The organism is Streptomyces sp. NPDC093510 (genome assembly GCF_040683555.1).
Taxonomy (GTDB): domain Bacteria; phylum Actinomycetota; class Actinomycetes; order Streptomycetales; family Streptomycetaceae; genus Streptomyces.
In genome coordinates this window covers 219,756-246,207 of sequence record NZ_JBFBEE010000009.1, presented here as the reverse complement: position 1 = coordinate 246,207, position 26,452 = coordinate 219,756, and the positions used below count along the sequence as shown (strand labels likewise).

General features: G+C 70.6%; 24 protein-coding genes and 1 tRNA gene. 18 read left to right on the top strand and 7 right to left on the bottom strand.

Features of this window, described 5'->3' with window-relative positions; translation table 11 throughout:
- Nucleotides 1-25: 25 nt before the first annotated feature.
- From AB0N81_RS16900 to nudC, 3 genes are all read left to right on the top strand, one after another.
- Nucleotides 26-3,613, top strand: coding sequence for a UvrD-helicase domain-containing protein (locus AB0N81_RS16900; protein WP_365358818.1), 3,588 nt, complete (start codon nucleotides 26-28; stop codon nucleotides 3,611-3,613).
- Between the two features lie 10 nt (nucleotides 3,614-3,623).
- Nucleotides 3,624-5,027, top strand: coding sequence for a dipeptidase (locus AB0N81_RS16895; protein ID WP_365358817.1), 1,404 nt, complete (start codon nucleotides 3,624-3,626; stop codon nucleotides 5,025-5,027).
- Nucleotides 5,028-5,093: 66 nt separating this feature from the next.
- On the top strand, nucleotides 5,094-6,041 hold the full coding sequence (gene nudC, locus AB0N81_RS16890) for an NAD(+) diphosphatase (RefSeq protein WP_365358816.1): 948 nt from the start codon (nucleotides 5,094-5,096) through the stop codon (nucleotides 6,039-6,041).
- Between the two features lie 21 nt (nucleotides 6,042-6,062).
- On the opposite strand, the gene AB0N81_RS16885 is transcribed toward nudC, so the two are convergent.
- A complete protein-coding gene (locus AB0N81_RS16885) occupies nucleotides 6,063-6,305 on the bottom strand; it encodes a mycoredoxin (protein ID WP_365358814.1) in 243 nt (80 codons plus the stop codon).
- Nucleotides 6,306-6,374: 69 nt separating this feature from the next.
- Between AB0N81_RS16885 and AB0N81_RS16880 the strand changes: the two genes are divergently transcribed.
- From AB0N81_RS16880 to AB0N81_RS16860, 5 genes are all read left to right on the top strand, one after another.
- Complete coding sequence (locus tag AB0N81_RS16880; protein WP_365358988.1) at nucleotides 6,375-8,666, top strand: ATP-dependent DNA helicase UvrD2; 2,292 nt, start codon at nucleotides 6,375-6,377, stop codon at nucleotides 8,664-8,666.
- A gap of 162 nt (nucleotides 8,667-8,828) precedes the next feature.
- The gene (locus AB0N81_RS16875) at nucleotides 8,829-9,170 is read left to right on the top strand and encodes a hypothetical protein (RefSeq protein ID WP_365358812.1); all 342 of its coding nucleotides are present in this window, start codon (nucleotides 8,829-8,831) and stop codon (nucleotides 9,168-9,170) included.
- Nucleotides 9,171-9,339: 169 nt separating this feature from the next.
- On the top strand, nucleotides 9,340-9,708 hold the full coding sequence (locus AB0N81_RS16870; protein WP_055555173.1) for a WhiB family transcriptional regulator: 369 nt from the start codon (nucleotides 9,340-9,342) through the stop codon (nucleotides 9,706-9,708).
- Nucleotides 9,705-10,028, top strand: a complete 324-nt coding sequence (locus AB0N81_RS16865; RefSeq protein WP_365358810.1) for a hypothetical protein — start codon at nucleotides 9,705-9,707, stop codon at nucleotides 10,026-10,028. Before AB0N81_RS16870 ends, AB0N81_RS16865 begins: the two co-directional genes overlap by 4 nt.
- Nucleotides 10,029-10,145: 117 nt before the next feature.
- Nucleotides 10,146-10,337 carry a hypothetical protein gene (locus tag AB0N81_RS16860; protein ID WP_365358808.1) on the top strand — a complete coding sequence of 64 codons (192 nt, stop codon included), beginning with the start codon at nucleotides 10,146-10,148 and terminating at the stop codon, nucleotides 10,335-10,337.
- Between the two features lie 36 nt (nucleotides 10,338-10,373).
- Here AB0N81_RS16860 and AB0N81_RS16855 read toward each other — a convergent pair whose 3' ends face one another.
- The 3 genes from AB0N81_RS16855 to AB0N81_RS16845 are packed head-to-tail and all read right to left on the bottom strand — an operon-like array spanning nucleotide 10,374 to nucleotide 13,136.
- Nucleotides 10,374-11,789: an AarF/ABC1/UbiB kinase family protein gene (locus AB0N81_RS16855; protein ID WP_365358806.1), complete on the bottom strand. Its 1,416-nt coding sequence runs from the start codon at nucleotides 11,787-11,789 to the stop codon at nucleotides 10,374-10,376.
- A gap of 41 nt (nucleotides 11,790-11,830) precedes the next feature.
- Nucleotides 11,831-13,021, bottom strand: a complete 1,191-nt coding sequence (locus AB0N81_RS16850) for a TOMM precursor leader peptide-binding protein (protein ID WP_365358986.1) — start codon at nucleotides 13,019-13,021, stop codon at nucleotides 11,831-11,833.
- Nucleotides 12,984-13,136, bottom strand: a complete 153-nt coding sequence (locus tag AB0N81_RS16845) for a hypothetical protein (protein WP_365358804.1) — start codon at nucleotides 13,134-13,136, stop codon at nucleotides 12,984-12,986. The genes AB0N81_RS16850 and AB0N81_RS16845 overlap by 38 nt, the downstream gene beginning before the upstream one ends.
- A 105-nt stretch (nucleotides 13,137-13,241) precedes the next feature.
- On the opposite strand from AB0N81_RS16845, the gene AB0N81_RS16840 reads away from it, so the two are divergent.
- The 4 genes from AB0N81_RS16840 (at nucleotide 13,242) to AB0N81_RS16825 (ending at nucleotide 17,114) form a co-directional block, all read left to right on the top strand.
- The gene (locus tag AB0N81_RS16840) at nucleotides 13,242-13,865 is read left to right on the top strand and encodes a M48 family metallopeptidase (RefSeq protein ID WP_365358802.1); all 624 of its coding nucleotides are present in this window, start codon (nucleotides 13,242-13,244) and stop codon (nucleotides 13,863-13,865) included.
- Between the two features lie 117 nt (nucleotides 13,866-13,982).
- Complete coding sequence (locus tag AB0N81_RS16835) at nucleotides 13,983-15,650, top strand: TerD family protein (RefSeq protein WP_365358800.1); 1,668 nt, start codon at nucleotides 13,983-13,985, stop codon at nucleotides 15,648-15,650.
- A gap of 11 nt (nucleotides 15,651-15,661) precedes the next feature.
- Nucleotides 15,662-16,342, top strand: a complete 681-nt coding sequence (locus tag AB0N81_RS16830) for an AIM24 family protein (RefSeq protein ID WP_365138632.1) — start codon at nucleotides 15,662-15,664, stop codon at nucleotides 16,340-16,342.
- A 16-nt stretch (nucleotides 16,343-16,358) separates the two neighbouring features.
- Nucleotides 16,359-17,114, top strand: a complete 756-nt coding sequence (locus AB0N81_RS16825; protein WP_365358798.1) for an AIM24 family protein — start codon at nucleotides 16,359-16,361, stop codon at nucleotides 17,112-17,114.
- Nucleotides 17,115-17,179: 65 nt separating this feature from the next.
- Here the strand turns inward: AB0N81_RS16825 and AB0N81_RS16820 are convergent, their stop codons facing one another.
- Nucleotides 17,180-17,704: an NUDIX hydrolase gene (locus AB0N81_RS16820; RefSeq protein ID WP_365358796.1), complete on the bottom strand. Its 525-nt coding sequence runs from the start codon at nucleotides 17,702-17,704 to the stop codon at nucleotides 17,180-17,182.
- Complete coding sequence (locus AB0N81_RS16815; RefSeq protein ID WP_365358794.1) at nucleotides 17,701-19,170, bottom strand: zinc-dependent metalloprotease; 1,470 nt, start codon at nucleotides 19,168-19,170, stop codon at nucleotides 17,701-17,703. The genes AB0N81_RS16820 and AB0N81_RS16815 overlap by 4 nt, the downstream gene beginning before the upstream one ends.
- Nucleotides 19,171-19,361: 191 nt before the next feature.
- On the opposite strand from AB0N81_RS16815, the gene AB0N81_RS16810 reads away from it, so the two are divergent.
- The 4 genes from AB0N81_RS16810 to AB0N81_RS16795 all read left to right on the top strand — a co-directional run bounded on the left by AB0N81_RS16810 (nucleotide 19,362) and on the right by AB0N81_RS16795 (nucleotide 22,495).
- Nucleotides 19,362-20,474 (top strand): SDR family oxidoreductase, encoded by a 1,113-nt coding sequence (locus tag AB0N81_RS16810; RefSeq protein WP_365358792.1) that lies wholly within the window; start codon nucleotides 19,362-19,364, stop codon nucleotides 20,472-20,474.
- A gap of 114 nt (nucleotides 20,475-20,588) precedes the next feature.
- Nucleotides 20,589-21,050: a molybdenum cofactor biosynthesis protein MoaE gene (locus tag AB0N81_RS16805; protein ID WP_365358790.1), complete on the top strand. Its 462-nt coding sequence runs from the start codon at nucleotides 20,589-20,591 to the stop codon at nucleotides 21,048-21,050.
- A 122-nt stretch (nucleotides 21,051-21,172) separates the two neighbouring features.
- Nucleotides 21,173-21,343: a hypothetical protein gene (locus tag AB0N81_RS16800; protein ID WP_365358788.1), complete on the top strand. Its 171-nt coding sequence runs from the start codon at nucleotides 21,173-21,175 to the stop codon at nucleotides 21,341-21,343.
- Nucleotides 21,344-21,403: 60 nt separating this feature from the next.
- The gene (locus AB0N81_RS16795; protein WP_365358786.1) at nucleotides 21,404-22,495 is read left to right on the top strand and encodes a PDZ domain-containing protein; all 1,092 of its coding nucleotides are present in this window, start codon (nucleotides 21,404-21,406) and stop codon (nucleotides 22,493-22,495) included.
- 78 nt (nucleotides 22,496-22,573) lie between these two features.
- On the opposite strand, the gene AB0N81_RS16790 is transcribed toward AB0N81_RS16795, so the two are convergent.
- Nucleotides 22,574-23,113, bottom strand: a complete 540-nt coding sequence (locus AB0N81_RS16790) for a PPA1309 family protein (RefSeq protein WP_365358784.1) — start codon at nucleotides 23,111-23,113, stop codon at nucleotides 22,574-22,576.
- 159 nt (nucleotides 23,114-23,272) lie between these two features.
- Here AB0N81_RS16790 and AB0N81_RS16785 point away from each other — a divergent pair, with 159 nt between their 5' ends.
- Nucleotides 23,273-26,266, top strand: a complete 2,994-nt coding sequence (locus AB0N81_RS16785; protein ID WP_365358984.1) for a UPF0182 family protein — start codon at nucleotides 23,273-23,275, stop codon at nucleotides 26,264-26,266.
- A gap of 50 nt (nucleotides 26,267-26,316) precedes the next feature.
- Nucleotides 26,317-26,390, top strand: a tRNA-Met gene (locus AB0N81_RS16780).
- The last annotated feature ends 62 nt before the right edge of the window (nucleotides 26,391-26,452 follow it).

Below are 26,452 nucleotides of genomic sequence, written 5' to 3'. Positions count from 1 at the left end.
AGTGGCCACCGCTAGCCTCTCTGACGTGTCACCTCGCATCACCGACCCCGAGCAGCTCAAAGAGCTCCTCGGCATCCCGTTCACCCCGGAGCAGACGGCGTGCATCACCGCGCCGCCCGCCCCGCAGGTGATCGTTGCCGGAGCGGGGTCGGGCAAGACGACAGTGATGGCGGCGCGCGTGGTGTGGCTGGTCGGCACCGGTCAGGTCGCTCCGGAGCAGGTCCTCGGCCTGACGTTCACGAACAAGGCGGCGGGGGAGCTCGCCGAGCGCGTGCGCCGGGCCCTCATCAGGGCGGGCGTCACCGACCCCGACGCGGTCGACCCGGACAATCCGCCGGGCGAGCCGGTCATCTCCACGTACCACGCCTTCGCGGGCCGCCTCCTCACCGACCACGGCCTGCGCATCGGCCTGGAGCCGACCTCCCGCCTCCTCGCCGACGCCACCCGCTTCCAGCTCGCCGCGCGCGTGCTCCGCGAGGCCCCCGGGCCCTACCCCGCGCTGACCCGCTCCTTCCCCGACCTCGTCAGCGATCTCCTCGCCCTCGACAGCGAGCTCGCCGAACACCTCGTACAGCCCGAGCGGCTCCGCGCCTACGACACCGGACTGCTGCAGGCATTGGAAGGTGCGAAGCTCACCAACGCCGACCTGCGCAAGGTCCCCGAGACCGCGGCGGCCCGGCTCGAACTGGCCGAGCTCGTCGGGCACTACCGTGCGGCCAAGCGCTCCCGCGACCTCCTCGACTTCGGTGACCAGATCGCCCTCTCCGCGACACTGGCCCGTACCCGCGCGGAAGTCGGCGAGATCCTCCGCGACGAATTCCGCGTCGTCCTCCTCGACGAGTACCAGGACACGTCGGTCGCCCAGCGCATCCTCCTGTCCGGCCTCTTCGGAGGCGGCACGGGCCACCCGGTGACCGCGGTCGGCGACCCCTGTCAGGCCATCTACGGCTGGCGCGGCGCATCCGTGGCCAACCTCGACGACTTCCCCGAGCACTTCGCGTACGCCGACGGCAGCCCCGCCACCCGCCACGCGCTCAGCGAGAACCGCCGCAGCGGCGGCCGCCTCCTCGACCTCGCCAACGGCCTCGCGGAGCCCCTGCGCGCCATGCACGCGGGCGTGGAGGCCCTGCGCCCCGCGCCGGGCGCCGAGCGCGACGGCGTGGTGCGCTGCGCCCTGCTGCGCACGCACGCCGAGGAGATCGACTGGCTCGCCGACTCGATCGCCCACCTCGTCCGCACCGGCAAGTCGCCCGGCGAGATCGCCGTCCTGTGCCGCACGGCGACCGACTTCGCCGAGATCCAGTCCGCGCTGGTCGCCCGTGACATCCCGGTGGAGGTCGTCGGCCTCTCCGGACTGCTGCACCTCCCCGAGGTCGCCGACCTCGTCGCCGTCTGCGAAGTCCTCCAGGACCCGGGGGCGAACGCCTCCCTGGTGCGGCTCCTGACCGGCCCGCGCTGGCGCATCGGCGCCCGCGACCTCGCCCTCCTGGGCCGCAGGGCCCGCCTCCTAGTCCGCCCCGGGCACGCCGCTCCCGACGACCCGGACCGACGCCTCGCCGAAGCCGTCGAAGGAGTCGACCCGGCCGAGGTGATATCGCTCGCGGACGCGCTGGACACGTTCCTGGAGTCACCCCTCGACCCGGCCGACGCCTCCGGAGCGGACGATGGGCTGCCCTTCTCGGCGGACGCCAGGGTGCGCTTCGCCCGGCTCGCCGCCGAACTGCGCGAGCTCCGCCGATCGCTGGCCGACCCGCTGATGGACGTGCTGCACCGCGTGCTCGCCGTGACCGGGCTCGAGGTGGAGCTCTCCGCGTCCCCAGGCGCCCTGGCGGCCCGCCGCCGCGAGACGCTGTCCAACTTCCTGGACGTCGCCGCCTCCTTCGCCGCGAACGACAGCGGTGCGTCACTCCTCGCCTTCCTCGGCTTCCTGCGCACCGCCGCGCAGTACGAGAAGGGCCTCGACAACGCCCTGCCGGGCGGCGAGAACACCGTCAAGGCGCTCACCGCCCACAAGTCCAAGGGCCTGGAGTGGGACGTCGTCGCCGTCCCCGGCCTGGTCAACGGCGTCTTCCCGAGCGCGCAGGGGCGCGAGAAGTGGACGGCCCAGGCCAAGGTCGTCCCGCACGAGCTGCGCGGCGACGCGGCCACACTGCCCGACATCGACGCGTGGGACGCCAAGGGCATGAAGGCCTTCCACGAAGCGATGAAGGACCACCAGCGCACGGAGGAACTCCGCCTCGGATACGTGACCTTTACCCGCCCCCGCTCCCTCCTCCTGGGATCGGGCCACTGGTGGGGCCCCTCCCAGAAGAAGCCGCGCGGCCCCTCGGACTTCCTCCAGGCCCTGCACGACCACTGCGCGGCCGGCCACGGCGAGATCGAGGCATGGGCCGACGCGCCGGCCGAGGACGAGGAGAACCCCGCCCTCCACGAGGCGACCGCCGACCAGGCGTGGCCCCTCCCGCTGGACGATGCCTCCCTGGCCCGCCGCCGCGCCGCCGCGCAGACGGTCCTCGCCCACCTGGACCGCCTGACGGGAGAGAGCACCCCGGAGCCCGCCCGCTCCCACGTAGAGGCCCACCCGTCGGCGCATGACGACGTGCCCCCGGCCGACGACCCGGAATGGCCACCCCCTCCGGAGGATGACGAACCTCCCTACGAAGACCTCGGCGCCCCCGACGCCGACCCGGCGGACTGGGACTCGCTGGCCACCGAGCGCCCGGCGGCCCCGCACCCCGCGGACGCACCGGGCAGGGACGGCCACGCGCGCGTGCCGCACCCCGCCCCCGTACCCGACGCCCGCCCGCACCCCGCCGACCGCGTCCCGGACAGCCGCCCCGCCCCGGAGGAGCCCGGCACCCGGCTCACCCCGGAGGAAGCCCGCACTCTCGCCTCCTGGGACCGGGACCTGGATGCCCTCACCGGCGAGCTCCTGCGCGCCCGCGAGGCCGTCAGGGACGTTCCCGTGCCGCCGTCGCTCACCGCGTCCGAACTGATGCGCCTGGCCGCCGACCCGGACGGCTTCGCGCGGGACCTCGCACGGCCCATGCCGCGCCCGCCGCAGCCCGCGGCCCGCCGAGGCACCCGCTTCCACGCCTGGATCGAGTCCCGCTTCGAAGAGCTCACCCTGCCGATGCACTTCCCGGAAGACCTGCCGGGCAGCGGCCCCGACGAGGCCGAGATCGCCGACGAGCGGGACCTGGACGCACTCAAGGAAGCGTTCGAACGCACCGAGTACGCCCACCGCGCGCCCTACCGCGTCGAGGTCCCCTTCCAGTTCGTGATCGCGGGCCGCGTCATCAGGGGCCGCATCGACGCCGTCTACAAGGAAGGTGACGGCGCCGACGCGACGTACGAGATCGTCGACTGGAAGACCAGCCGCACCCGCACCGCCGACCCCCTCCAGCTCGCCGTCTACCGCCTCGCCTGGGCCGAGCAGCAGGGCGTCCCCCTGGAGTCGGTGAAGGCCGCCTTCCTCTACGTACGCAGTGGGGAGACCGCCTGCCCGAGGGACCTCCCGGACCGTGCCCGGCTGGAACGCCTCCTGCTGGACGAACCGGCCGGTGTCCCCGGTGACGAGCCGCCGGACGAGCCGGCCCCGGATGGCGGATAGGCTCGTGACCATGAGCGAGACACCGGACAGCGCCGTCCGCACGTACATCGAGAACCACCGCGCCGCCTTCCTCGACGACCTCGCCGAGTGGCTGCGCATCCCGTCCGTGTCGGCTCAGCCCGACCACGCCGGGGACGTGCGCCGCAGCGCGGAATGGCTCGCCGCCGCACTCAAGGAGACCGGCTTCCCGACCGCGGAGATCTGGGAGACGCCCGGGGCCCCCGCTGTCTTCGCCGAGTGGCCCTCCGACGACCCGCAGGCCCCCACCGTCCTCGTCTACGGCCACCACGACGTCCAGCCCGCGGCCCGCGAGGACGGCTGGAACACCGACCCCTTCGAGCCCGTCGTCCAGGGCAAGCGCCTCCACGCGCGCGGTGCCGCCGACGACAAGGGTCAGGTCTTCTTCCACACCCTCGGCGTCCGCGCCCACCTCGCGGCCACCGGCCGCACGGCGCCCGCGGTCAACCTCAAGCTGCTCGTCGAGGGCGAGGAGGAGTCCGGCTCACCGCACTTCCGCGCGCTCGTCGAGGCCCACAAGGACCGCATCGCCGCCGACGCGGTGATCGTCTCTGACACCGGCATGTGGTCGGAGGACACCCCGACCGTCTGCACGGGCATGCGCGGCCTCGCCGAGTGCGAGATCGAACTGCACGGCCCCGACCAGGACATCCACTCCGGCTCCTTCGGCGGTGCCGTGCCGAACCCCGCCACCGAGGTCGCCCGCCTCGTCGCCGCCCTCCACGACGAGCACGCGCGCGTGGCGATCCCCGGCTTCTACGAAGGCATCGTCGAGCTCACCGACCGCGAGCGGGAACTCTTCGCCGAGCTGCCCTTCGACGAGGGCCGCTGGCTGAACACGGCCAAGTCGCACGGCACCCGCGGAGAGGCCGGGCACACCACCCTGGAGCGCATCTGGGCCCGCCCCACCGCCGAGGTCAACGGCATCGGAGGCGGCTATCAGGGCGTGGGAAGCAAGACGATCATCCCGTCGTCCGCCCTGGTGAAGCTGTCCTTCCGGCTGGTCGCGGGCCAGGACCCCGACCACGTGGAGAAGGCCGTGCGCGCCTGGGCCGCCGACCGCATCCCCGCCGGCATCCGCCACACGGTCACCTTCAGCGCCGCCACGCGCCCGTGCCTGACCCCGCTCGACCACCCGGCCCTGCAGTCCGTCGTGCGCGCGATGGGCCGGGCCTTCGAGCAGAAGATCCGCTTCACGCGCGAGGGCGGCTCGGGACCGGCCGCGGACCTCCAGGACGTCCTCGGCGCGCCCGTGCTCTTCCTCGGCATCTCCGTGCCCTCCGACGGCTGGCACGCGCCGAACGAGAAGGTCGAGATCGACCTGCTGCTCAAGGGCGTCGAGACCACCGCCTACCTGTGGGGCGACCTCGCGGAGAACTGGCGCGATGCACACTGAGAACCGCCGGACCGCCGGACCCGTCCCACCGAACAACCCATTCCATCGGGGGAGTTGGAAGCACCTGTGACCACCTGGACCGACCGCACCGCAGACCGGCCCCTCTCGCTGACCGCGCAGAGCGGCATCGACCGCGCGGCGCACCACCGCATGGACGAGGCGTGGCTGGCCGCCGCCTGGAGCCACCCCACGACCCGGGTCTTCGTGGTCTCCGGTGGCCAGGTGCTCATCGACGAGACACCGGAGGGCGACACCGAACTGGTGATGACACCGTCCTTTGAAGCCCCCCTCACGGAGGAGCACCGCTACTTCCTGGGCACGGACGACGACGGCGTCAGCTACTTCGCACTCCAGAAGGACACCCTGCCGGGCCGCATGGACCAGTCGGCGCGCCCCGCCGGACTGCGCGAGGCCGGGCTGCTGCTCTCCCCGCGGGACACGGGCCTGATGGTGCACGCCGTCGCCCTGGAGAACTGGCAGCGACTGCACCGCTTCTGCTCGCGCTGCGGCGAGCGCACCGTCATCGCGGCGGCCGGCCACATCCGCCGCTGCCAGGCCTGCGGCGCCGAGCACTACCCGCGCACGGACCCCGCCGTGATCATGGCCGTCAGGGACAGCGAGGACCGCATCCTCCTCGGCCGCCAGATGCACTGGCCCGAAGGACGCTTCTCCACCCTCGCGGGCTTCGTCGAGCCGGGGGAGTCCATCGAGCAGTCGGTGCGGCGCGAGGTCTTCGAGGAGGCGGGAGTCACGGTCGGCGACGTCGAGTACGTCGCGAGCCAGCCCTGGCCCTTCCCCTCCAGCCTCATGCTGGGCTTCATGGCCGACGCCACCTCTTCGGAGATCAACGTCGACGGCGAGGAGATCCACGAGGCCCGCTGGTTCTCCCGGGAAGACCTGCGGGCCGCATTCGAGTCCGGGGAGGTCCTGCCTCCCTACGGCATCTCGATTGCGGCCCGGCTGATCGAGCTCTGGTACGGCAAGCCCCTGCCGAAGCCGGGGAGCGTCGGCTAAGCCGCTAAGCCGCTAAGCCGCTCAGACGGCCAGCTTCTGCTTGACCTGCGCCAGCGAGGGGTTCGTGAGCGTCGAACCGTCCGGGAAGAGAACGGTGGGAACCGTCTGGTTTCCGCCGTTCGCCTTCTCGACGAAGGCCGCGGAGTCCGGGTCGTGCTCGATGTTGATCTCGGTGTACGCGATGCCCTCACGGTCCATCTGGCCCTTGAGGCGGCGGCAGTAGCCGCACCACGTGGTGCTGTACATCGTCACAGTGCCCGGCATGTCTTTTGTGCTCCTTCGTTGCTCGGGGTGCGTCATCGCAATGGATCGAACGTACGCGACCCGGCCACCATTCCCGTATTAGTACGACCGGCTCCGCCTCCCTGTGGACAACCGGCTCACCCGTCCCCCGCGACCTGGCAAGCTGGCTGGGTGACATCAGCAACGCACTCCACCCTCTTCCCGCAGGTACCGGACTCTCCCGACGCGGTGCTCGACGGGCTCGACCCCGAGCAGCGCGAGGTCGCCACCGCCCTGCACGGGCCGGTGTGCGTCCTCGCGGGTGCCGGCACCGGCAAGACACGGGCGATCACGCACCGGATCGCCTATGGGGTGCGCGCCGGAATGCTCCAGCCCGCCAGTGTGCTGGCCGTCACCTTCACCAACCGCGCCGCGGGCGAGATGCGCGGCCGCCTCCGCCAGCTCGGCGCCTCCGGCGTCCAGGCCCGCACGTTCCACTCCGCGGCCCTGCGCCAGCTCCAGTTCTTCTGGCCGAAAGCAGTCGGTGGCCCGCTGCCCCGCATCGTCGACCGCAAGATCAAGCTCGTCGCGGACGCGGCCGCCGCCTGCCGCATCCGGCTGGACCGCAACGAGCTGCGGGACCTCACCAGCGAGATCGAGTGGTCCAAGGTCACCCAGACTGTCCCTTCGGACTACGCGGCAGCCGCAGCGAAGTCCGGCCGGGACGTCCCGCGCGACCCGGCCGAGATCGCCCAGCTCTACGCTGCGTACGAGGACCTCAAGCGCGACCGCGCCGTGATCGACTTCGAGGACGTGCTGCTCCTCGCCGTCGGCATCCTCCAGGACCGGCACGACATCGCCGAACAGGTCCGGTCCCAGTACCAGCACTTCGTGGTGGACGAGTACCAGGACGTGAGCCCGCTCCAGCAGCGCCTCCTGGAGCTGTGGCTCGGCGAGCGGGACAGCCTCTGCGTCGTCGGCGACGCCAGCCAGACGATCTACTCCTTCACCGGCGCGACCCCCGACCACCTGCTGAACTTCCGCACCCGCCACCCGGGGGCGACCGTCGTCAAGCTGGTCCGTGACTACCGCTCCACCCCCCAGGTGGTCCACCTGGCCAACGGGCTGCTCTCCCAGGCCCGCGGCCGCGCCGCCGACCACCGCCTGGAGCTGATCTCCCAGCGCGAGCGCGGCGCCGAGCCGGTCTACACGGAGTACGTGGACGAACCGGCCGAGGCCGAAGGCGCCGCCCGCCGCATCCGCGCGCTCCTCGCCGACGGCGTCCCCGCCAGTGAGATCGCCATCCTCTTCCGTACGAACTCCCAGTCGGAGATCTACGAGCAGGCGCTCGCCGACGCCGGCGTGCCCTATCAGCTCCGCGGGGCCGAGCGGTTCTTCGAGCGCACCGAGGTGCGCGAGGCGGGCGCGGCCCTGCGCGGCGCGGCCCGCTTCGGCGGCAACGACGCCCTCCTCGACGACGTGGTCGACCTCCCCTCCCAGGTGCGGGCTGTGCTCTCCACCAAGGGCTGGACGACCGAGCCGCCCGCGGGCTCGGGCGCGGTCCGTGACCGCTGGGAGTCCCTGGCCGCGCTGGTGCGGCTTGCCGAGGACTTCGCGCGGGCCAGGCCGGAGGCGACCCTCGCCGACCTCGTGACCGAACTCGACGAGCGGGCGAACGCCCAGCACGCACCCACCGTGGAGGGCGTCACCCTCGCCTCGCTGCACGCGGCAAAGGGCCTGGAGTGGGACGCCGTGTTCCTCGTGGGCCTCGCCGAAGGCATGATGCCGATCACGTACGCCAAGACGGACGAGCAGATCGAGGAGGAGCGCCGCCTCCTCTATGTGGGGGTCACCCGCGCCCGCGTGCACCTCTCCCTCTCCTGGGCTCTCTCCCGCTCGCCGGGCGGCCGTCCGAGCCGCCGCCCCAGCCGCTTCCTGGACGGCCTGCGGCCGGGCTCAGGGGCGGGTTCGGCGGCCCGTGCCGCGGGTGGCGGTCCCGGTGGCGTCGAGCGCGGCAGCGGGGGCGGGACGACCGTCACGGCGGCGGGCCGCCGTGAGCGCAAGAGCCGTACCCCGGCCCGGTGCCGGGTCTGCGGACGGACGCTGACCGACGCGGGCGAGATGAAGCTCATGCGGTGCGAGGCCTGCCCGTCCGACATGGACGAAGGGCTCTACGAACGGTTGCGGGAGTGGCGCTCCGGCCAGGCGAGGGAGCTGGGGCAGCCCGCGTACTGCGTCTTCACGGACAAAACCTTGATCGCCATCGCGGAGGCCGTGCCCGACGACGAGGGCGAGCTGGCACGCATCCCCGGGGTCGGCGTCCGTAAGTTTCGTCGCTTCGGCGCCGATGTCCTCGCTATCTGTGCAGGTCAGGAGCGTGTAAGGGGCGCCGATGGAGAATGATTCAAACTCGTCGAAAAAATAGTTTGCGCATGCGCGAGGAAGACCCATAGGTTCTTAACACGGAAACGGCGGCTTCTCCGAAGCCCCGGTTCCGTGCTGTACTTGTCAGTCCGCAGGATCGGTTCGGTCGATCCCCTAGACGCCGAGAGGAGGCGAATTCCAGTGATCAGCATCAACGAGAGCTTCATCAGCACCGCGAAAATGACCGATCGCTCGGTCGTCGCTTCCTGCCTGCTCGGCTTCTCGAACCAGGGCACCGGTCTGTCCGGCGGCATCCCCGCCGTGCGTCCGATGTCTTCCTCCCTGCCTCTCGCCGGTCTTCCCGTCCGCGAGGCCAATGAGGGCAATGAGCGACCGACCAAGGCACCGGAAGCAGCAGTAGCGGAGGCGCAGGCCCAGGCCTATGCCTTTGCGGCAGCCGGTGCCGGATTCCGGAAGCAGACGACGCAGCACCACACGATGTGGGCCTTCCGTGGGCTCGAACCCTGGAGTGATCCAGTCTGATCCTCGATCAGACAGGCGCCTTCAGGGCCGCGGAACCCCACCCGGGATCCGCGGCCCTTCTGTTTTCCCCAAAACAGGGAGACAGAGCGAAGGGGCCGACAGCAAGACCCGGTACCAGCCGCCAACCGGCCGACCCAGGCCGGCACGACCAGACGAGGAAAACACCACCGTGCAACTCGAAGCGCACGCCCCGTCCGTACCGCCTTCACAGACGCTCCCCCCGCCCGCACCCACGGAGGACCCGACCTTGACTCCCCTCACCGCGCTCACCGCGCTCGACGACGCCATCGAGAACCTCGGCGTACCCGTCCCCTGCCGTGCCTACGACCCGGAGGTCTTCTTCGCGGAGTCCCCGGCCGACGTCGAGTACGCCAAGTCCCTCTGCCGTACCTGCCCGCTGATGGAGGCCTGCCTCGCCGGCGCCAAGGAGCGGCGTGAGCCGTGGGGCGTCTGGGGCGGCGAGCTGTTCGTCCAGGGTGTCGTGGTTGCCCGGAAGCGGCCCCGTGGCCGCCCGCGCAAGAACCCGGTCGCCGCATGAGCACCGCCGGAACCATCGACCGTCCCCTGACGCACGACCCCAAGAAGCAGGCCCCGATGAAGGCAGCCACCAGCGAGCCCGCAGGCTCCGCGACCCGAGACTTCACCACCACCGGCACGCACACCGCGCGCCAGAACAGGACCCGTGAGATGCAACTCATCCCAGAAGCCATGGCTCGTGCGCATATGCACGAACGCATGCGTGAGGCCGAGGCTCAACGCCCGGCCGAGCGCCTGATGGCGGCCCGCCGCATGCAGCGCCGCGCGGAGCGCGCCTCGCTGCGTGCCCGGCGCGCGCTCGCCATCGCGGTCATGCAGTAAGAGCCGCTGAGGCGGCTCGGCACGATGACAGACAGATGCGGGGGGCGGTCCGAACGGACCGCCCCCCGTGGTGCGTTGTGCTCACCGATCGACCCGGTACGGCGATATGGTCGCCCGGTGGACCAGCAGAACCCCCGGCCCGCGGAGTCGGAGAACCTCGTGTGCTCCCGCTGCGGCACGGTCGCCGAAGGCACGCCACCGACCTGGACCTGCTCCGTGGAGAACGGCACCCGCCACTACTTCTGCGACGCCTGCGCGCGGGAGAACATCAGAGCCATCGAAGGACGCCTCGACTCCGACTGGTGGTGAGGCCGCCGGCGAACCGTCGGTGAACCCCGCAGCGGCTCAGACCTCCGCCGCCGCGCTGTCCTTCTCGGTCTCTTCGTGCCCCGCAGCTGCCTCGTACTCGTCGTATTCCTCGTATTCCTCGTATTCCTCGTACTCCACGAAGCCGGGGAGCCACTCCTCCAGCTCGTCCCGCATCCGTACCGTCGCGCCCAGTTGGCACAGCACCCCGATCGTGCTCGTCGTCACGCGGTGTATCAGCAGGTACGCCGGGGGCAGGTTCAGATACCGGCCCAACTGGTAGGCAGGGGAGCGGACATCGGCCAGCCGGGCCGCCTGCTTGCGCATCCAGGCGCGGGTGAAGGTGTACTCGTCCACCGCCGTGGGCTCGATGATCGGCAGCAGATAGTCGAGGACCGCCTGCGGTTCCAGCTCGACGGACTCCTTGACGAAGCCCTCCTCGCACAACATGTCGTACACGGCGTCGGCCTCGCCCTCCAGCGTCATCCGCAGCGACCGCCCGATGGTCGGGGGCAGCCCGTCGGGCAGCCGGTCGACGGTGCCGAAGTCGAGGACACCGAGGCGGTAGCCACCCTTCTCGTCGGGCAGCAGACGGAAGTTGCCGGGGTGCGGGTCGGCGTGCAGCAGTCCCGTGCGCGACGGGCCGGAGAAGAGGAAGCGGGCCAGAAGCTGGCCGGCCCGGTCGCGCTGCTCCTGCGTGCCGTCCGCGATCACCTGTGAGAGAGGTGTCCCGTCCATCCACTCGGTCACCAGGACCTGCTCGCTCTGGTGCACCACCCGGGGCACCACCACGTCGGGGTCGTCCGCGAACTCCTCGGCGTGTGTCTGCTGGGCCTGTGCCTCCAAGCCGTAGTCGAGCTCCTCCGAGACGCGGTCGCGCAGCTCGGCGATGAGCGGCTTGATGTCCATCCCCGGAATCAGCGGCCCCAGAAGGCGGGCGAAGCGGCTGAGCTGGGTGAGGTCGGACAGCAGCGCCTCGCCCGCTCCGGGGTACTGGACCTTGACCGCCACCTCACGGCCGTCCGTCCAGACGGCCCGGTGGACCTGCCCTATCGACGCGGCGGCCGCCGGCTTGTCCTCGAACTCCAGGAAGAGGTCGCGCCAGTCCTCGCCGAGCCGCTCGTCGAGAACGGAGTGCACGGTGCGGGTCGGCATCGGGGGCGCCGCTTCCTGCAGCTTCGTCAACGCCGTGCGATACGGTCCCGCGATCTCCTCCGGCAGCGCGGACTCGAAGACGGACAGCGCCTGTCCGAACTTCATGGCGCCGCCCTTCAGCTCGCCGAGGACCTTGAAGAGCTGCTCCGCCGTGCGCTGCTGCAGCTCGCGCCCCACGATCTCCGCCGACTTGCCGCCGATCCGCTTGCCGAGCCCCCAGGTCGCGCGCCCAGCGAAGCCGAGTGGCAGCGCGGCCAGTTTGGCGGTTCGGGTGACCGCCTTCCGGGGAAGATCAGACATGCGCCCCTCCAAGTCCCAGACAGCCGCGCCTTGTCAGGCGGTTACCCGGCCATTGTTGCGTGCGGCTCCGTGCCGGCGGAGGGCCGATCCCCCTTAACGGACACGCCCGCCCCACAAGAGCATGATGGATGCGGAGAAATCGGGCTCGAGTGCCACTCGAATCCGGGGACAGAGGCCATCCACCGCACCCCCGCACCGGCCGATGACCCCCGGTCCAGGAAAGTGAGAGCGTGCCCCGCCGCCAGCCCGGCGACCGACGTCGACAGGGCCAGGTCGCACGCGGGCACCTGGCGCGCATGCCCGGCGGAGCGCCACTGGGCCAGCATCCGGGGCCAGGTGGGGTCGCGGTCCGCGCGCTGCCGGAACAAGCACTCGGCACACGCGGTCGTCCCCGGCAGGACCAAGGGGCCCACCACGCCCGTCCCCTCGATCACTCCGGCGTAGAGATGCGGGGTGCCGGACGCGAGCAGTTGCTCGGCCGCGGCGGGTGCCGGAGCGTACGCGTCCAGACCGTCCCTCGGCGCGATGATCACGAGGGACAGGCCTGCTTCGCCCTCGGGCTCGGTGGACCGGTGGGGCTGCCGTGGTGGCCGGGGCGGCCGGCCGGGTGCCGATAGACGCACGATCCGGCGCGCGGTCGTGTCCCTGCGCTCCCCGACGGACTCGACGGGCAGGCCGCCCGGTGCGACGTCCCACGGCTGCACATGGCCGCCGTCCAGCACATCGACCCGGCCGACGCCCGCGCCCGCCAGTACGGAGGCCACGACGGCGCCGACCCGCCCGGCGCCCTGGACCCGCACCCGCATGGCCCGGCGCGCCGCGATCTTTGCCATCGCATCGCCCGGCTCGGGCGACAGGAGCGACATCGAGGCCAGGTCGGCCCGCAGCCGGTCCATGACGTCGCCCCGCTCGCGCAGCGAATCGGCCGCAGGGCCGCCTCCCGTCGAGTCGTCGAGCAGGCCGGCCCGCGAGAGCTCGCCCAGGAGTCTGTCCACGTGCCCGTCGGGCAGGCCCATCCGCCGAGCCTCCTCGCGCAGGAGCGGCACTCCGCGGGTGCCGTCCAGCAGAGTCAGGAAGCTGCTCGTCGCCGTGTCCATCGGGCCGAGCACCAGGGCGTGCGCGGGCGCCACCCCGAATTGCACCGTGCTCAGATCCCGCCAGCCGCGGCGCAGGGCGGGCTTCAAGATCGGATGCTTAGTCGTCACGGTCGTCCCGGTCGCCGTAGTCGTCATGGTGGTCGCGGTCGTCATGGTCGTCCCCCGTCGGCCGGTCGTCGCGGTCCCGTACGCCGCGCCGATCGAATGCCAGAATGCCCGCCTCACCGGACGCCTGCGTCGCGTTGTCCACAGGCGGTGGGTATTCGTCGTACTAATCAAACGGACGGGGAGCGGAACAGCGCCGAACCGTCCCGGAGGCGGGACTTCCCCCATGCCCAGCGGGTAACGTCGGGGCGTGCCCGCCGACCCGTCCCCTCGCGTCGCTGGGGAGACCTCAGCGCGTCGCGCCGGAGCTCCGCAGCGCAGCACGACCAGCCCGGCACCGTCCGGTGCGGGGGCCAGCGCGGTCGAGGTCAGACGGAGTGCCCGTCGCCGCAGAACGGTCTCCGCGTACCGGGAGGGCGACCGCACCGTCGTCCTCATCCCCGCCCGTATGTCCGAGGCGGAGGAACAGCGCTGGGTGAACGTGATGCTGGACAAGCTCGCGGCCCAGGAGAGCAAGCGGCTCCTCGGCGACGCGGAGCTCGCCGAGCGCGCCGGGCAGCTGTCCGACCAGTACTTCGACGGCCGGGCCAGACCGGCCTCCGTTCGCTGGGTCACGAACCAGAACACGCGCTGGGGTTCCTGCACTCCGGCCGAGGGCAGCATCCGCCTTTCGCACCGACTGCAGGGCATGCCCGAGTACGTCGTGGACTACGTGCTCGTCCATGAGCTCGCCCACCTTCTCGTCCCCGGCCACGGCCCGCGTTTCTGGCGGCTCCTGGAGGCCTATCCCCGGACCGAGCGGGCCCGCGGGTACCTCGAGGGGGTGGTCGCGGCCGGTCGGCTGCCCCATCTCCCCGCCGCCCGCGAGGAGTGAACGTCCGCCGGATCTCGCGGTTGTGTAGCGGGTCTGTACCGGCTTGGCCCGCCGTCGGACTTTGCCGTTAGCCTGACGCGACGTATTCACATTCGGGATGGGGGACGGTCGTTACGTATGGCCAGGGAATTCCAACGCGGCCACAAGGCCAAGGTCAGTGACCTCACTGCGGGGACCGATCTGTACGTCGGTGTACAGATCTCCGCACCGGGACTGACGTTCGACATCAGTTGCTTCGGCCTGGACGCGAGCGAGCGGCTCTCGGACGACCGTTACTTCATCTTCTTCAACCAGCCGAAGTCCCCCGAGGAGTCGATCCAGCTCCTGGGCGCGCAGGCGGGCGACACCGAGTCCTTCCGCGTCACGCTCGACCGCATCCCGCAGCAGATCCAGCGCCTGTCGTTCACGGCCACGATCGACGGCGCGGGCCAGATGTCGCAGGTCGCCTCCGGGTACGTCCGTATCGTCGCGGGCGGCGAGGAAGTGGCGCGCTACGCCTTCAGCGGCGCGGAGTTCTCCACGGAGCGCGCCGTCATGCTGGGCGACTTCTACATGAAGGACGTCTGGCGCTTCGCCGCGATCGGCCAGGGCTTCGACGGCGGACTCGACGCGCTCCTGAAGAACTTCGGCGGCGAGGTCGCCGAGGAGGAGCCCGCCGCCCCGCAGCCGCAGTCCGCCGCGCCCTCCTTCGCGCCGCCCGCGTTCGGCGCCCCCGCGGCCGCCACGCCGCCCCCGGCACCCGCTCCCGCCCCGGCACCCGCCCCCGCGCAGAGCTTCGCGCCGCCACCGGGCGCCACCCCGCCCCCGACCCCGGCGCCCGCTCCCGTGGCCCCGTCGGTGCACGCCGCGCAGACCGTCGTGGCCCCGATGAACCAGCCGCCGGGAGGAGCCGTGCCGCCTCCGCCGGCCCCCTCGCCGTACGGGCAGGTCCCCGGCCAGCAGCAGGCTCCGGGCCCGAGCGCGCCCCCGCCGCCCGGCTACGGCCAGCAGCCGCAGCCCCCGATGCCCCCCGGCTACGGGCAGCAGCCCCCCGCCCCCATGCCCCCGCCCGGCTACGGGCAGCAGCCCCCCGGCGGCCAGTTCCCCGGCCAGCCCGTCGCCCCGCAGGGCGCGGCACCCCAGGGAGCCGGTGTGGCCGCCGCCCTCCAGAAGTACCGCGAAGCCCCCACCGGACAGCGCTGGACGCAGCAGAACGAGAAGCTGATCCGCGTCGACCTGGGCGTCGCCGACCAGGCGATCCTCGCCCGCCAGGGCAGCATGGTGCTCTACCAGGGCAAGGTCGAGTTCAGCTACAAGGGCGCGGGCTTCGCGGGCCGCATCGTGGGCAACTCCACCGGCCAGGAGATGCAGCTGATGCGCTGCTCCGGCCGAGGGCAGGTCTTCCTCGCAGAGGAAGGCACCCACCTGCACCCCATCGAGCTCCAGGGCGACGCGATCTGCATTTCGGCGGAGAACGTCCTCGCCTTCGACGAGACGCTCCAGCACGAGGTGCGCAGGATCGAGGGCCACGGCATCCCCGGTGGCGCGCTGTTCGTCATGCAGTTCCAGGGCACCGGCACGGTCATCGTGAAGACCCACGGCGTGCCCGTCGTGCTGCCCGTCACGCCGACGACCTTCGCCGACTGCCACGCCGTCGTCGCCTGGTCGGCCGCCGCCCAGGCGATCGTTTCCAGCCAGGTCCGGCTGCGCAGCAACGCGTACGCGGGATCCACGGGGGAGAGCGTGAACCTCCAGTTCCGTGGCGCGCCCGGCAATTTCATCGTCGTCCAGCCGTACGAGGTCTGAGGGAGCCCGTCATGAATCAGCAGCTCGCGGGCTTTGCTCCCGCACCTGTCGCCGCCCGCATGGAGAACCACGGCCACCACATGGTCAAGGTGGCCATGCAGACCGGCAACGACCTCCTCGCGCGCGTGGGCTCGATGGTCGCCTACGAAGGGTTCGTGCAGTACGAGCCGAATCCGCCCGCCGTCCGCCAGGTCGCGCGCGAGTGGATGACCGGCGAGGGCGCCCCCTTGATGAAGTGCTCCGGAGACGGCCTTCTCTACCTCGCCGACTACGGAGCAGACGTCGTCGTCATCAACCTTGCGGGTGACTCCCTCTCCGTGAACGGCACCAACCTCCTCGCCTTCGACGCGTCCCTCCAGTGGGGCGTCGAGCGGGTCAAGGGCATGGCCAAGTTCGCCGGACAGGGCCTGTGGAACATCAAGATCTCCGGTCAGGGCTGGGTCGCGCTGACGTCCCGGGGCACCCCGATCGTCGTCGACTGCGGCCGCGGCGAGGACGAGACGTACGTCGACCCGGACGCCCTCATCGCCTGGTCCCCGAACCTCAAGGTGAAGGGCAAGCGCAGCTTCAAGGCCGGCTCCCTCATCGGGCGCGGCAGCGGCGAGGCCTACCAGATGGGCTTCTCCGGAGAGGGCATCGTCGTCGTACAGCCCAGCGAGGACAGCACCGACCGTCTCCGAGCACGGGGCTGAGGGGGAGCAACACACCATGCAGAGCCCACTTTTCGCACACGCCGAACAGCAGACCCAGGAGCGTTACTCCGTCCAGAATCCGCAGCTGCTGCGGGTCGCCCTGGAGGGCCACGACGACGTCCTGGCCCGCAAGGGCGCGATGGTCGCCTATCAGGGGCTGATCGAGTTCGACGCCGAGTACCAGAGCCAGGGCAACCAGCGTGCCCGCGCGCACACCGGCGAGGGCCTGGACCTGATGCGCTGCCACGGCCAAGGCACGGTCTACCTCGCCAACCTCGCCCAGTACATCCACGTCGTGGACGTGGACCAGGACGGCCTGACCGTGGACAGCAGCTACGTTCTCGCCATGGACTCGTCGCTGACCCACCAGGTCATCGCCGTCGACAGCCAGTACGGCATCTCCGGCTCGGGCAAGTACCAGCTCAACATCAACGGACGCGGCAAGGTCGCCCTGATGACGTCGGGCCAGCCGCTGATGATGCAGGTCACGCCGGACCGGTACGTCAACGCCGACGCCGACGCGATCGTCGCGTGGTCCAACGGCCTGCGCGTCCAGATGCAGGCCCAGACCCACTCCTCGGGCGTCTGGCGGCGCCGCGGCAACACGGGTGAGGGCTGGGAGCTGAGCTTCATGGGCCAGGGGTACGCCCTCGTCCAGCCCAGCGAGATGCTGCCGCCCCAGAACGCGGTCATCGGGCGGGGCGCCGGGGCACAGTTCGGCGTGGGCCAGCAGGGCGCCCGCGGGCAGAATCAGGGCAACGTCTGGAGTTAGTCCGGACGCGCCATCTCTCATGCGTAAGGGACGTCCGACATGGCGGACGCCCCTTACGCATGCGGTCAGAGCCTGGCGCGCGTCGCCTCTACGAGACGTACGACCGACTCGTCCGCCACCCCCGCCACCTCGTCGTACGCGAACCAGCGCAGGTCGAGGGACTCGTCGCTGATCGCCTCGACGGCGTCGGACGGGGCGAGTGCCGCGTACTGCACGTCGAGGTGCTGCGTGCACGGGCCCGGGATCGGGTGCCGGTCGAGGCGGACCGGGCCGCCCGGGAGAAGCGTCAGGCCTGTCACACCCGATTCCTCCGTGGCCTCGCGCAGCGCCGCCGCGGCCAGGGTCGGGTCACCCGGCTCGCAGTGGCCGCCCATCTGGAGCCACATCTGCAGCTTCCTGTGCAGCGTCAGCAGCACGCGCCCGCGCGAGGGGTCGACGACCAGCGCGCTGGCGGTCACGTGCCCGTCCGTGCAGGCCTTCCACATGCCGTTCTCGGGGTGGGCGGCCAGGTGGTCCAGGTAGTACTGGCGCAGCTCTTCCTGGTCCTCGTAACCCTTCAGTACGAGGACCGCGTCGTCATGAAGACTCACTTGCCGTCTTCGTCCTTGCCGTCGTCGTCGCCGTCGTTGCCCTCGGTGTCCTTCTTGAGGTCCGGCTTGGTGGAGCCGCCCGCCGCCTCGCCGAGCATCTTGTCCAGCTCGGAGAAGTCCATCTGCTCGCGGTGGACGAAGCCGTCCGGGTCGTCCAGGTCGGATGCCGTCGGCAGCATGTCGGGGTGCTCCCAGAGGCCGTCGCGGCCGTCGACCCCGCGCGCGTCCGTGAGCGAGGCCCACAGGCGCGAGGCGTCCCGCAGGCGGCGCGGGCGCAGCTCCAGGCCGATCAGCGTGGCGAACGTCTGCTCCGCGGGGCCGCCCGTCGCACGGCGGCGGCGCAGCGTCTCCCGGAGGGCGTCGGCGGACGACAGGCGGGGCTTGGCGGCGGCGTGCACCACGGCGTCCACCCAGCCCTCGACGAGCGCGAGAGCCGTCTCCAGGCGGGCCAGAGCGGCCTTCTGGGCGGGAGTGTCCTCCGGCTGGAACATGCCCTGCTGGAGCGCCTCCTGCAGCTGCTCCGGATTCTGCGGGTCGAGCTGGCCGACGACGTCCTCCAGCTTGGCCGTGTCGACCTTGATCCCGCGGGCGTATCCCTCGACGGCGCCGAACAGGTGCGAGCGCAGCCACGGGACGTGGGCGAAGAGCCGCTGGTGGGCGGCCTCGCGCAACGCCAGGTAGAGCCGCACCTCGTTCTTGTCGATGCCCAGGTCCTTGCCGAAGGCCTCGATGTTCACCGGGAGCAGCGCGGCCTTGCCGGACGGGCCGAGCGGCAGGCCGATGTCGGTGGAGCCGACGACCTCTCCGGCGAGCACGCCCACGGCCTGGCCGATCTGCTGGCCGAACATGGCGCCGCCCATGGAGCGCATCATGCCGATCAGCGGGCCCGCCATGGCCTGCATCTCCTCGGGCAGCACATCGCCCATGGCCAGGCCGACACGCTCGGCCACCGGGTCGACGAGTTCCTTCCAGACCGGCAGGGTCGCCTCGACCCACTCGGCGCGGCTCCACGCCACGGCCGTGCCGGACCCGGACGGCAGCGACGTCGCGTCGTCCAGCCACAGGTCGGCCAGGCGAACGGCCTCCTCGACGGCGGAGCGCTCGCCGGGGCCGACGCTGGCGTCCTTGGTGCCGTCCGCCGTGCCCTGGGACACGGTCTGGCGGGCGATGTCCTTGGCCATGTCCCAGTTCACCGGGCCGCCCTCGTACGAGAGCATCTGGCCGAGCTGCTGGAACGCGGCACCCAGGTCGTTCGGGTTCATCGAACCGAACATCGCGGCGAACGGATTGTCGCCGCCGCCGGGACCGCCTGCTCCGGGGAAGCCCCCGAAACCGAACGGGTTCGCGGGGCCACCGGCGCCCTGTCCCCCGCGCTGTCCCTCTCCAGGGGATTCCTTCTTCTTGCCCTCGTCGCCGTCTTCCGGCTCCTCCGGCGGAAGGCCGAATCCGAATGGGGTGTCACTCACGGGATTCCTCGGCTCGTCAGGCCGCCGGTATCGTTCCGGCGGCGGCTGCCCTACAACACCACCCAGCGTAGACACCGTGACGGGTTCGAGCCTCGGTGCTTCGCCGACTCATGGCCTGCGGCAGGATGGATGCCACCTGGTACGTACGCGTCATACACGTACGTACTGAAGACAACCGCTGGAGACGCCCGGTGAGTTCCCCAGATCCACAGGTTCGCGCAGCGCGAAACCCCTCAACCCCCGCGCCCGTCCGAGGGCCCGTAGTCGCCGTCACCGGCGCCGCCTCCGGTGTGGGCGCGCTGCTGACCGAGCGCCTCGCGGCGTCGGAGGCGATCAAGCAGGTCATCGCCATCGACGAGCGCCGGGGCGACTGCACCCAGGCGCAGTGGCACATCCTGGACGTACGGGATCCGGCCATCGCGGAGAAGCTGCGCGGGGCGGACGTCGTGGTGCACCTGGCGCTCGATCTCGACCTGGAGACCGACGGCGCGGCCCGCACCGCGTACAACGTACGCGGCACCCAGACCGTGCTGACGGCGGCCGCGGCCGCGGGCGTGCACCGGGTCGTGCTCTGCACGTCGGCGATGGTCTACGGAGCGCTGCCCGACAACGAACTGCCCCTCTCCGAAGACGCCGAACTGCGCGCCACCGCCGAGGCCACCGGTGTCGGGGACCTCCTGGAGGTGGAGCGTCTCGCCCGCAGGGCGCCCCGCGCGCACCCCGGCCTCAACGTCACCGTCGTACGGCCCGCGATCCTGGTCGGCGGCACGGACACGGCCCTCACGCGCTACTTCGAGTCGCCCCGGCTCCTCGTGGTGGCGGGTTCGCGTCCCGCCTGGCAGTTCTGCCACGTCGAGGACCTGTGCAGCGCTCTGGAGCACGCCGTCCTGGAGAAGGTCGACGGCGAGCTGGCCGTCGGCTGTGACGGCTGGCTGGAGCAGGAGGAGGTCGAGGAGCTCAGCGGAATCCGGCGCATGGAACTGCCCTCGACGGTCGCGCTCGGCGCCGCCGCCCGGCTGCACCGCATCGGCCTCACGCCGTCCCCCGCCGGTGACCTCGCGTACACGATGTACCCCTGGGTGGTCAGCGTCAGCAGGCTGCACGACGCCGGGTGGCGGCCGCAGTGGACCAACGAGGAAGTCCTCTCGGAACTGCTCGAGGAGGTCTCCGGGCGGCGCACCGTGGCCGGCCGGCGGCTCGGACGCAAGGACGCGACGGCCGCGGGCGCCGCGGGCGCGACGGTCGCGCTGCTGGGCGCGGCGGCGGTGGTGCGCAGGGCGCGGAAGGCGCGGCGGAGGATCTGAGACGCGCCGTCGTCGTCCCGTGGGCAGCCCTGTAGGGAGCTCCAAGGCGACACGCGCGCGTGCCGGGCGAAAGGTCTATTCCGCGATGCCCGTGCCGTGCGGCACCATGGCCGCATGGCACGCACCACGATGGACCACCCCGGCGAGCAGGCCGCGCAGGACCCGATCCGCCTCCTCGCGATCCGTGACACCCCGCTCTCCCTGGACGAGGTCTTCCAGGCCGTCGGCGACGACGCGGCGGGCGGCACGGCGCTCTTCGTGGGGACCGTGCGCAACCACGACGGCGGAGCGGACGTCGACGAGCTGGGGTACTCGACCCACCCCACCGCCGAGGCCGAGATGCGCCGGGTGGCGGAGAAGGTCGTCGCCCGGTTCCCGGTGCGTGCCCTTGCCGCTGTGCACCGCGTCGGGGACCTCGCCGTCGGGGATCTCGCGGTGGTCGTGGCCGTCTCCTGTCCGCACCGCGCCGAAGCGTTCGACGCCTGCCGCATGCTGATCGACGACCTCAAGCACGAGGTGCCGATCTGGAAGCACCAGCGCTTCTCCGACGGCAAGGACGAATGGGTGGGCGCGTAGCGCCTCACCGTGTGACAGGCGCTCCGGTTGCGTAACCGGACCCCTGCCGTGAGCGTTGGCCATGTGGATGGTTAATCTGCTGATCAGTCAGTTGCGGTGGCTCATGGGGTCGGGAGGTCGACATGGCATCACTTGCCTGGTTGCTGATTCCGCTCCTGGCAGCCGTCGGTGCGGGTCTGTGGGGCAGCTGGGCCGCCCGCAACCGCAAGTCCGGCCGTACGGGTGACAACCATGAGCTGAACGGCTACGCGGCCTTCCGCGAGGCGATGGAGAAGTCCCGCACCGGGACGTGAAGCCCCCGGACGGACCGGCCCCGGGGGTGCCCTCACAGGCAGGTCCCGTACTGTCGTTCCATGCCACGCCGCACCGCGACGATGCTCGCCTCCACCTTGATGCTGATCGCGCTGCTCTGCGCCGGGGTACTCATCAAAGTGCCGTACTCGGAGATGTCTCCCGGGCCCACGGTGAACACCCTCGGCGACCACGACGGCGAACCGGTGCTGCAGATCTCCGGACGCAAGACGTATCCCACGACCGGCAACCTCAACATGACGACGGTCAGGGTCACCAGCGCCAACTACAACCTGAACCTGGCGGAGGCCGTCTACGGCTGGCTGGCGCACGACAACATCGTGGTGCCGCACGACACGCTCTACCCGGACGGCAAGACCGAGCAGCAGTCCTCCCAGGAGAACGCCGAGGAATTCAGCCAGTCGCAGGAGAGCGCCAAGGTCGCCGCGCTCAGGCAGCTGGACATCCCGGTGAAGTCCCAGGTCATCGTCTCCACCGTCATCAAGGGCGACCCGGCGGAGGGCAAGCTGCACGCGGGCGACGTCATCCGCAAGGTGGACGGCAAGCCCGTCAAGGAGATGACGGACGTCGCGAAGCTCGTCACCGATCACAAGCCCGGCGACACCGTCACGTTCACGATCGTCCCGGTCAAGGTCGCGGCAGCCGCCGAGAAGGCGGGCAAGGAACCGACCAGGACCGAGGACATCAAGATCACGACGAAGGGCGCGGAGGACGACGCCGACCGTGCGGTCGTCGGCATCAAGGCGGGCACCGACCACACCTTCCCGTTCACGATCGACATCAAGCTGGCCGACGTGGGCGGCCCCAGCGCCGGCCTGATGTTCGCCCTCGGCATCGTCGACAAGCTGACCCCCGAGGACCTCACCGGCGGCAAGTTCGTGGCCGGTACGGGCACCATCGAGGACAACGGCAAGGTCGGACCGATCGGCGGCATCGAGATGAAGACCGTCGGCGCGCGCGACAAGGGCGCCGAGTACTTCCTCACGCCGAAGGGTAACTGCGCGGCCGCTGCCGAGGACGTCCCCGACGGGCTCACGCTCGTCAAGGTGGACACCATCGCCGACGCCGCGAAGTCCCTGGAGAAGATCCGCAAGGGCAACACCGACGACCTGCCGAAATGCAGCGCGAGCTAGTCGGCCCGGAAGCGCCCTGAGACAGCTGTACGCGGGTGGGGGCACCCACCCGCGTACAGAACGGAGTACGACGAACCGTTACGCGAACGTCGCCGCGAGCGCCTCGGCCAGGCCCGGCACCAGGTCCGAGCCGGTGAGGACCTCGGTCGGCGAGTCCTTCTCGCGCAGCCGCAGCGCGGACTCACGCGCACCGTCACGGAGCACCGCGACCGTCATACGGACCTCCTGACGGTCCGGGTGCTCGGCCACCCACTTCGCGAGCTGCGCCTCACCGAGACCGTCCGGGACGGTCGCCTCGGCGGACGGCGGCAGCATCAGACGCTCCACCGTGAGGGCGCAGCCCGCCACCGCGTCCGGCCACGCGATGGTGCCGAGGAACTCGTCCAGCGGTTTGTCCGCGGGGATCTCCTCCTGCTCGATGGGGGTCAGGCCGGCGTGCTCCACGCCGTCGTCGAGGCCGAGCTGGGAGGCGAGGCCGGGTTCTTGGGTACGCAGTCGCGCCGTGTCGACCAGCGCGAAGAGGCGGGCGGGCCGGTCCCAGCCGAGGCCGGATACGTACTCGTCGATCTCGAGTACCGCCCGGGTGAGGGGGCTCGCTGCCATGGGAGTGTTGGACATGGTCACAATCCTGCCTCGTTAGTCCCGAGAAACGGGAACCGAGTAAAGCGTAGGTAAGTTGCATAGGTGTGGCTCCACGATCTCCGGGGCCTGACGGACCAACAGCGAATCAACACCGAATCAACAGCGAACTTCGAGGTGCGCACCTTGGCTTTCCAGATGCCGGACCGCGGCGGAGGCCCGACCGGGCCACGGATCAGAGTGGGCCGACCCTCCCGGCGCGTCCGGACCCTGCTCATGACACTGGGGGTCCTTGCCGTACTGGCCATGGCCTTCGTCATGTTCTCGGGGTTCTGGACGGACTGGCTGTGGTACCGCTCGGTCAAGTACTCATCGGTCTTCACGACGACCCTGTCGACAAAGATCGGCCTGTTCTTCGTCTTCGGCCTCCTCATGGCGGTCGCAGTCGGGGTGAACATCTGGCTGGCGCACCGGCTGCGCCCGCCGCTGAGTGCCATGTCGATGGAGCAGCAGAGCCTCGACCGGTACCGCATGGGCATCGCCCCCTACAAGAAGTGGCTGCTCATCGGGGTCACCGCCCTGGTCGGGCTGATCGCGGGGGCGTCCGCCGCGGGACAGTGGCGCACCTGGCTCCTGTGGGTCAACGGCGTGCCCTTCGGTCAGAAGGACCCCCAGTTCCACATGGACGTGGCGTTCTTCGCGTTCGACCTGCCCTGGTACCGCTTCCTGCTGGGCTTCGGCTTCGCGGCCACCGTGCTCTCCCTGGTCGCCGCCGCCCTGACGCACTACCTGTACGGCGGGCTGCGGATCACCAGCCCCGGGGCGCGCGCCACCGCCGCGGCCACCGGGCATCTCTCGGTGCTGCTCGGCGTCTTCGTCTCGCTCAAGGCGATCGCGTACTGGCTCGACCGGTACGGCCTCGCGGTGAAGTCCAGTGACTTCAAGGCCACGGGCAACTGGACGGGACTGCGGTACGTCGACGCGAACGCGTACCTGCCGGCGAAGACGATCCTGTTCTGCATCGCCGTCATCTGCGCCATCCTCTTCTTCGCCACGCTGTGGCGGCGCACCTGGCAGCTGCCGGTCATCGGCTTCGGCCTGATGGTGCTCTCGGCGATCCTCATCGGCGGGCTCTACCCCGCGATCGTCCAGAAGTTCCAGGTCCAGCCGAACGAGCAGGCCAAGGAAGCGCCGTACATCGAGAAGAACATCGAGGCCACCCGCCACGCCTACGGCATCAACGGTGTGAAGCCGCAGGACTACAAGGGCGCGGGCAAGGTCGACGAGGACTCGAAGAAGAAGCGCGAGGACGCGGACACGGCGGCCAACTACCGGCTGAACGACCCGAACATCGTCTCGCCGACCTTCCAGCAGCTGGAGCAGGAGCGCAGCTACTACCAGTTCCCGAAGACGCTGGACGTCGACCGCTACAACGGCCAGGACACCATCATCGGCCTGCGCGAGCTGAACGTGAACAAGCTCGACAAGCGGAACTGGATCAACGACCACTTCGCCTACACCCACGGCTATGGAGCGGTCGCCGCCAAGGGCACGGAGACCAAGCCGGGCTCCAAGGGTGCCCCCGCGTTCACCGAGTCCGGCCTGCCCACCAACGGCACCATCGGTGAGTACGAGCAGCGGATCTACTACGGCGAGAAGACGAGCCAGTACTCGATCGTGGGCGGGCCCCAGAAGGAGCTCGACTACGAAGAGGACGGCGGCGGTCAGAAGACCTACAGCTACAAGGGCGACAGCGGCGTCAACCTCTCCAACCCGATCAACCGCGCGGCGTACGCGGTGTCCTTCGGAGAGCCGCAGATCCTGTACTCCGGAGCCATCGGCGAGGGATCACGGATTCTCTACAACCGCACTCCGAAGGAGCGCGTCGAGGCGGTGGCCCCGTGGCTGACCATCGACGGCGACGTCTATCCGACGGTCGTCGACGGCCGCATCCAGTGGGTCGTCGACGCCTACACGACCAGCAACGGCTATCCGTACGCCTCGCGGACGACGCTCGGTGACACCACCGCCGACTCCCTGTCGCAGGCCGACAGCCAGCGCACGGTGATCGCCCAGCAGAACCAGGTCAACTACATCCGGAACTCGGTGAAGGCGACCGTCGACGCGTACACCGGTGACGTCAAGCTCTACACCTGGGACGACAAGGACCCGGTCCTGAAGACCTGGAAGAAGGCTTTCCCGGGCACCGTCAAGGACAAGAGCGACATCCCGCCGAAGCTGATGGACCACCTGCGCTACCCGCAGGACATGTTCAAGGTCCAGCGCGAACTGCTGACGAAGTACCACGTCACGGACCCCGGCCAGTTCTACAACGCGAGTGACGCGTGGCAGGTGCCGAACGACCCGACGAAGAAGGACGACAGTGCGGTCCCGCCGTACTACCTGTCCCTGAAGTCGCCGGGCCAGACGCAGCAGCAGTTCTCCCTGACGACGACGTTCACCCCGAGCGAGCGGCCCAACCTACGGGCCTTCATGACGGTCGACGCCGATGCCAGAAGCGCGAACTACGGAAAGATGCAGCTGCTCAGAGTCCGCGGCGACGTCGACGGTCCCGAACAGGTGCAGAACAAGCTGAACTCCATGACGGAAGTCGGCAACTTCGTCCGTGACATGAAGGGCGCCGACTCCGACGTCCTCTACGGCAATCTGCTGACCGTGCCACTGGACGACGGCTTCCTGTACGTCGAGCCCGTCTACGTACAGGGACGCAAGTCGGCGTATCCCCTCCTGAAGAAGGTCGCTGTGTCGTACGGCACGGAGACCGCCTTCGCGGACTCCCTCAGCGAGGGCCTCAACCAGGTCTTCAGTGCCGAGGGGGCCACCAAGCCACCGGCCGAGGATCCGGGCGGTGACGAGCCGCCCAAGCCCCCGAAGACGAGCGACCCGACGGTCCAGGACGCGCTCGACGACGCCCAGAAGGCCTTCGAGGAGGGTGAGGCGGCCATGAAGGAGAACAACTGGAAGGAGTACGGCGAGGCGCAGGACCGCCTCCAGGAGGCTCTGGAGCGGGCCGAGGAGGCCTCGGCGAAGGCCAAGGAGAAGGACGACAAGGCCGCCGACAAGAACGCCGACAAGGGCGCCGACAAGAACGGCGACAAGGACGCTGACCAGGCTGCCGACAAGAACGGCGGCGCGGACGCGGACAAGCCGGAGCCCGACAAGACCGAGTAGTGAGTGGTCAAGAGGCCCCCTCGCGCCGTGGTACGGTTACATCACAACGGCGCGGGGTGGAGCAGCTCGGTAGCTCGCTGGGCTCATAACCCAGAGGTCGCAGGTTCAAATCCTGTCCCCGCTACTGCAAGGTGAAGGCCCGGATCCTTACGGATCCGGGCCTTCGTCGTGTGTGCCCGGTGCCGG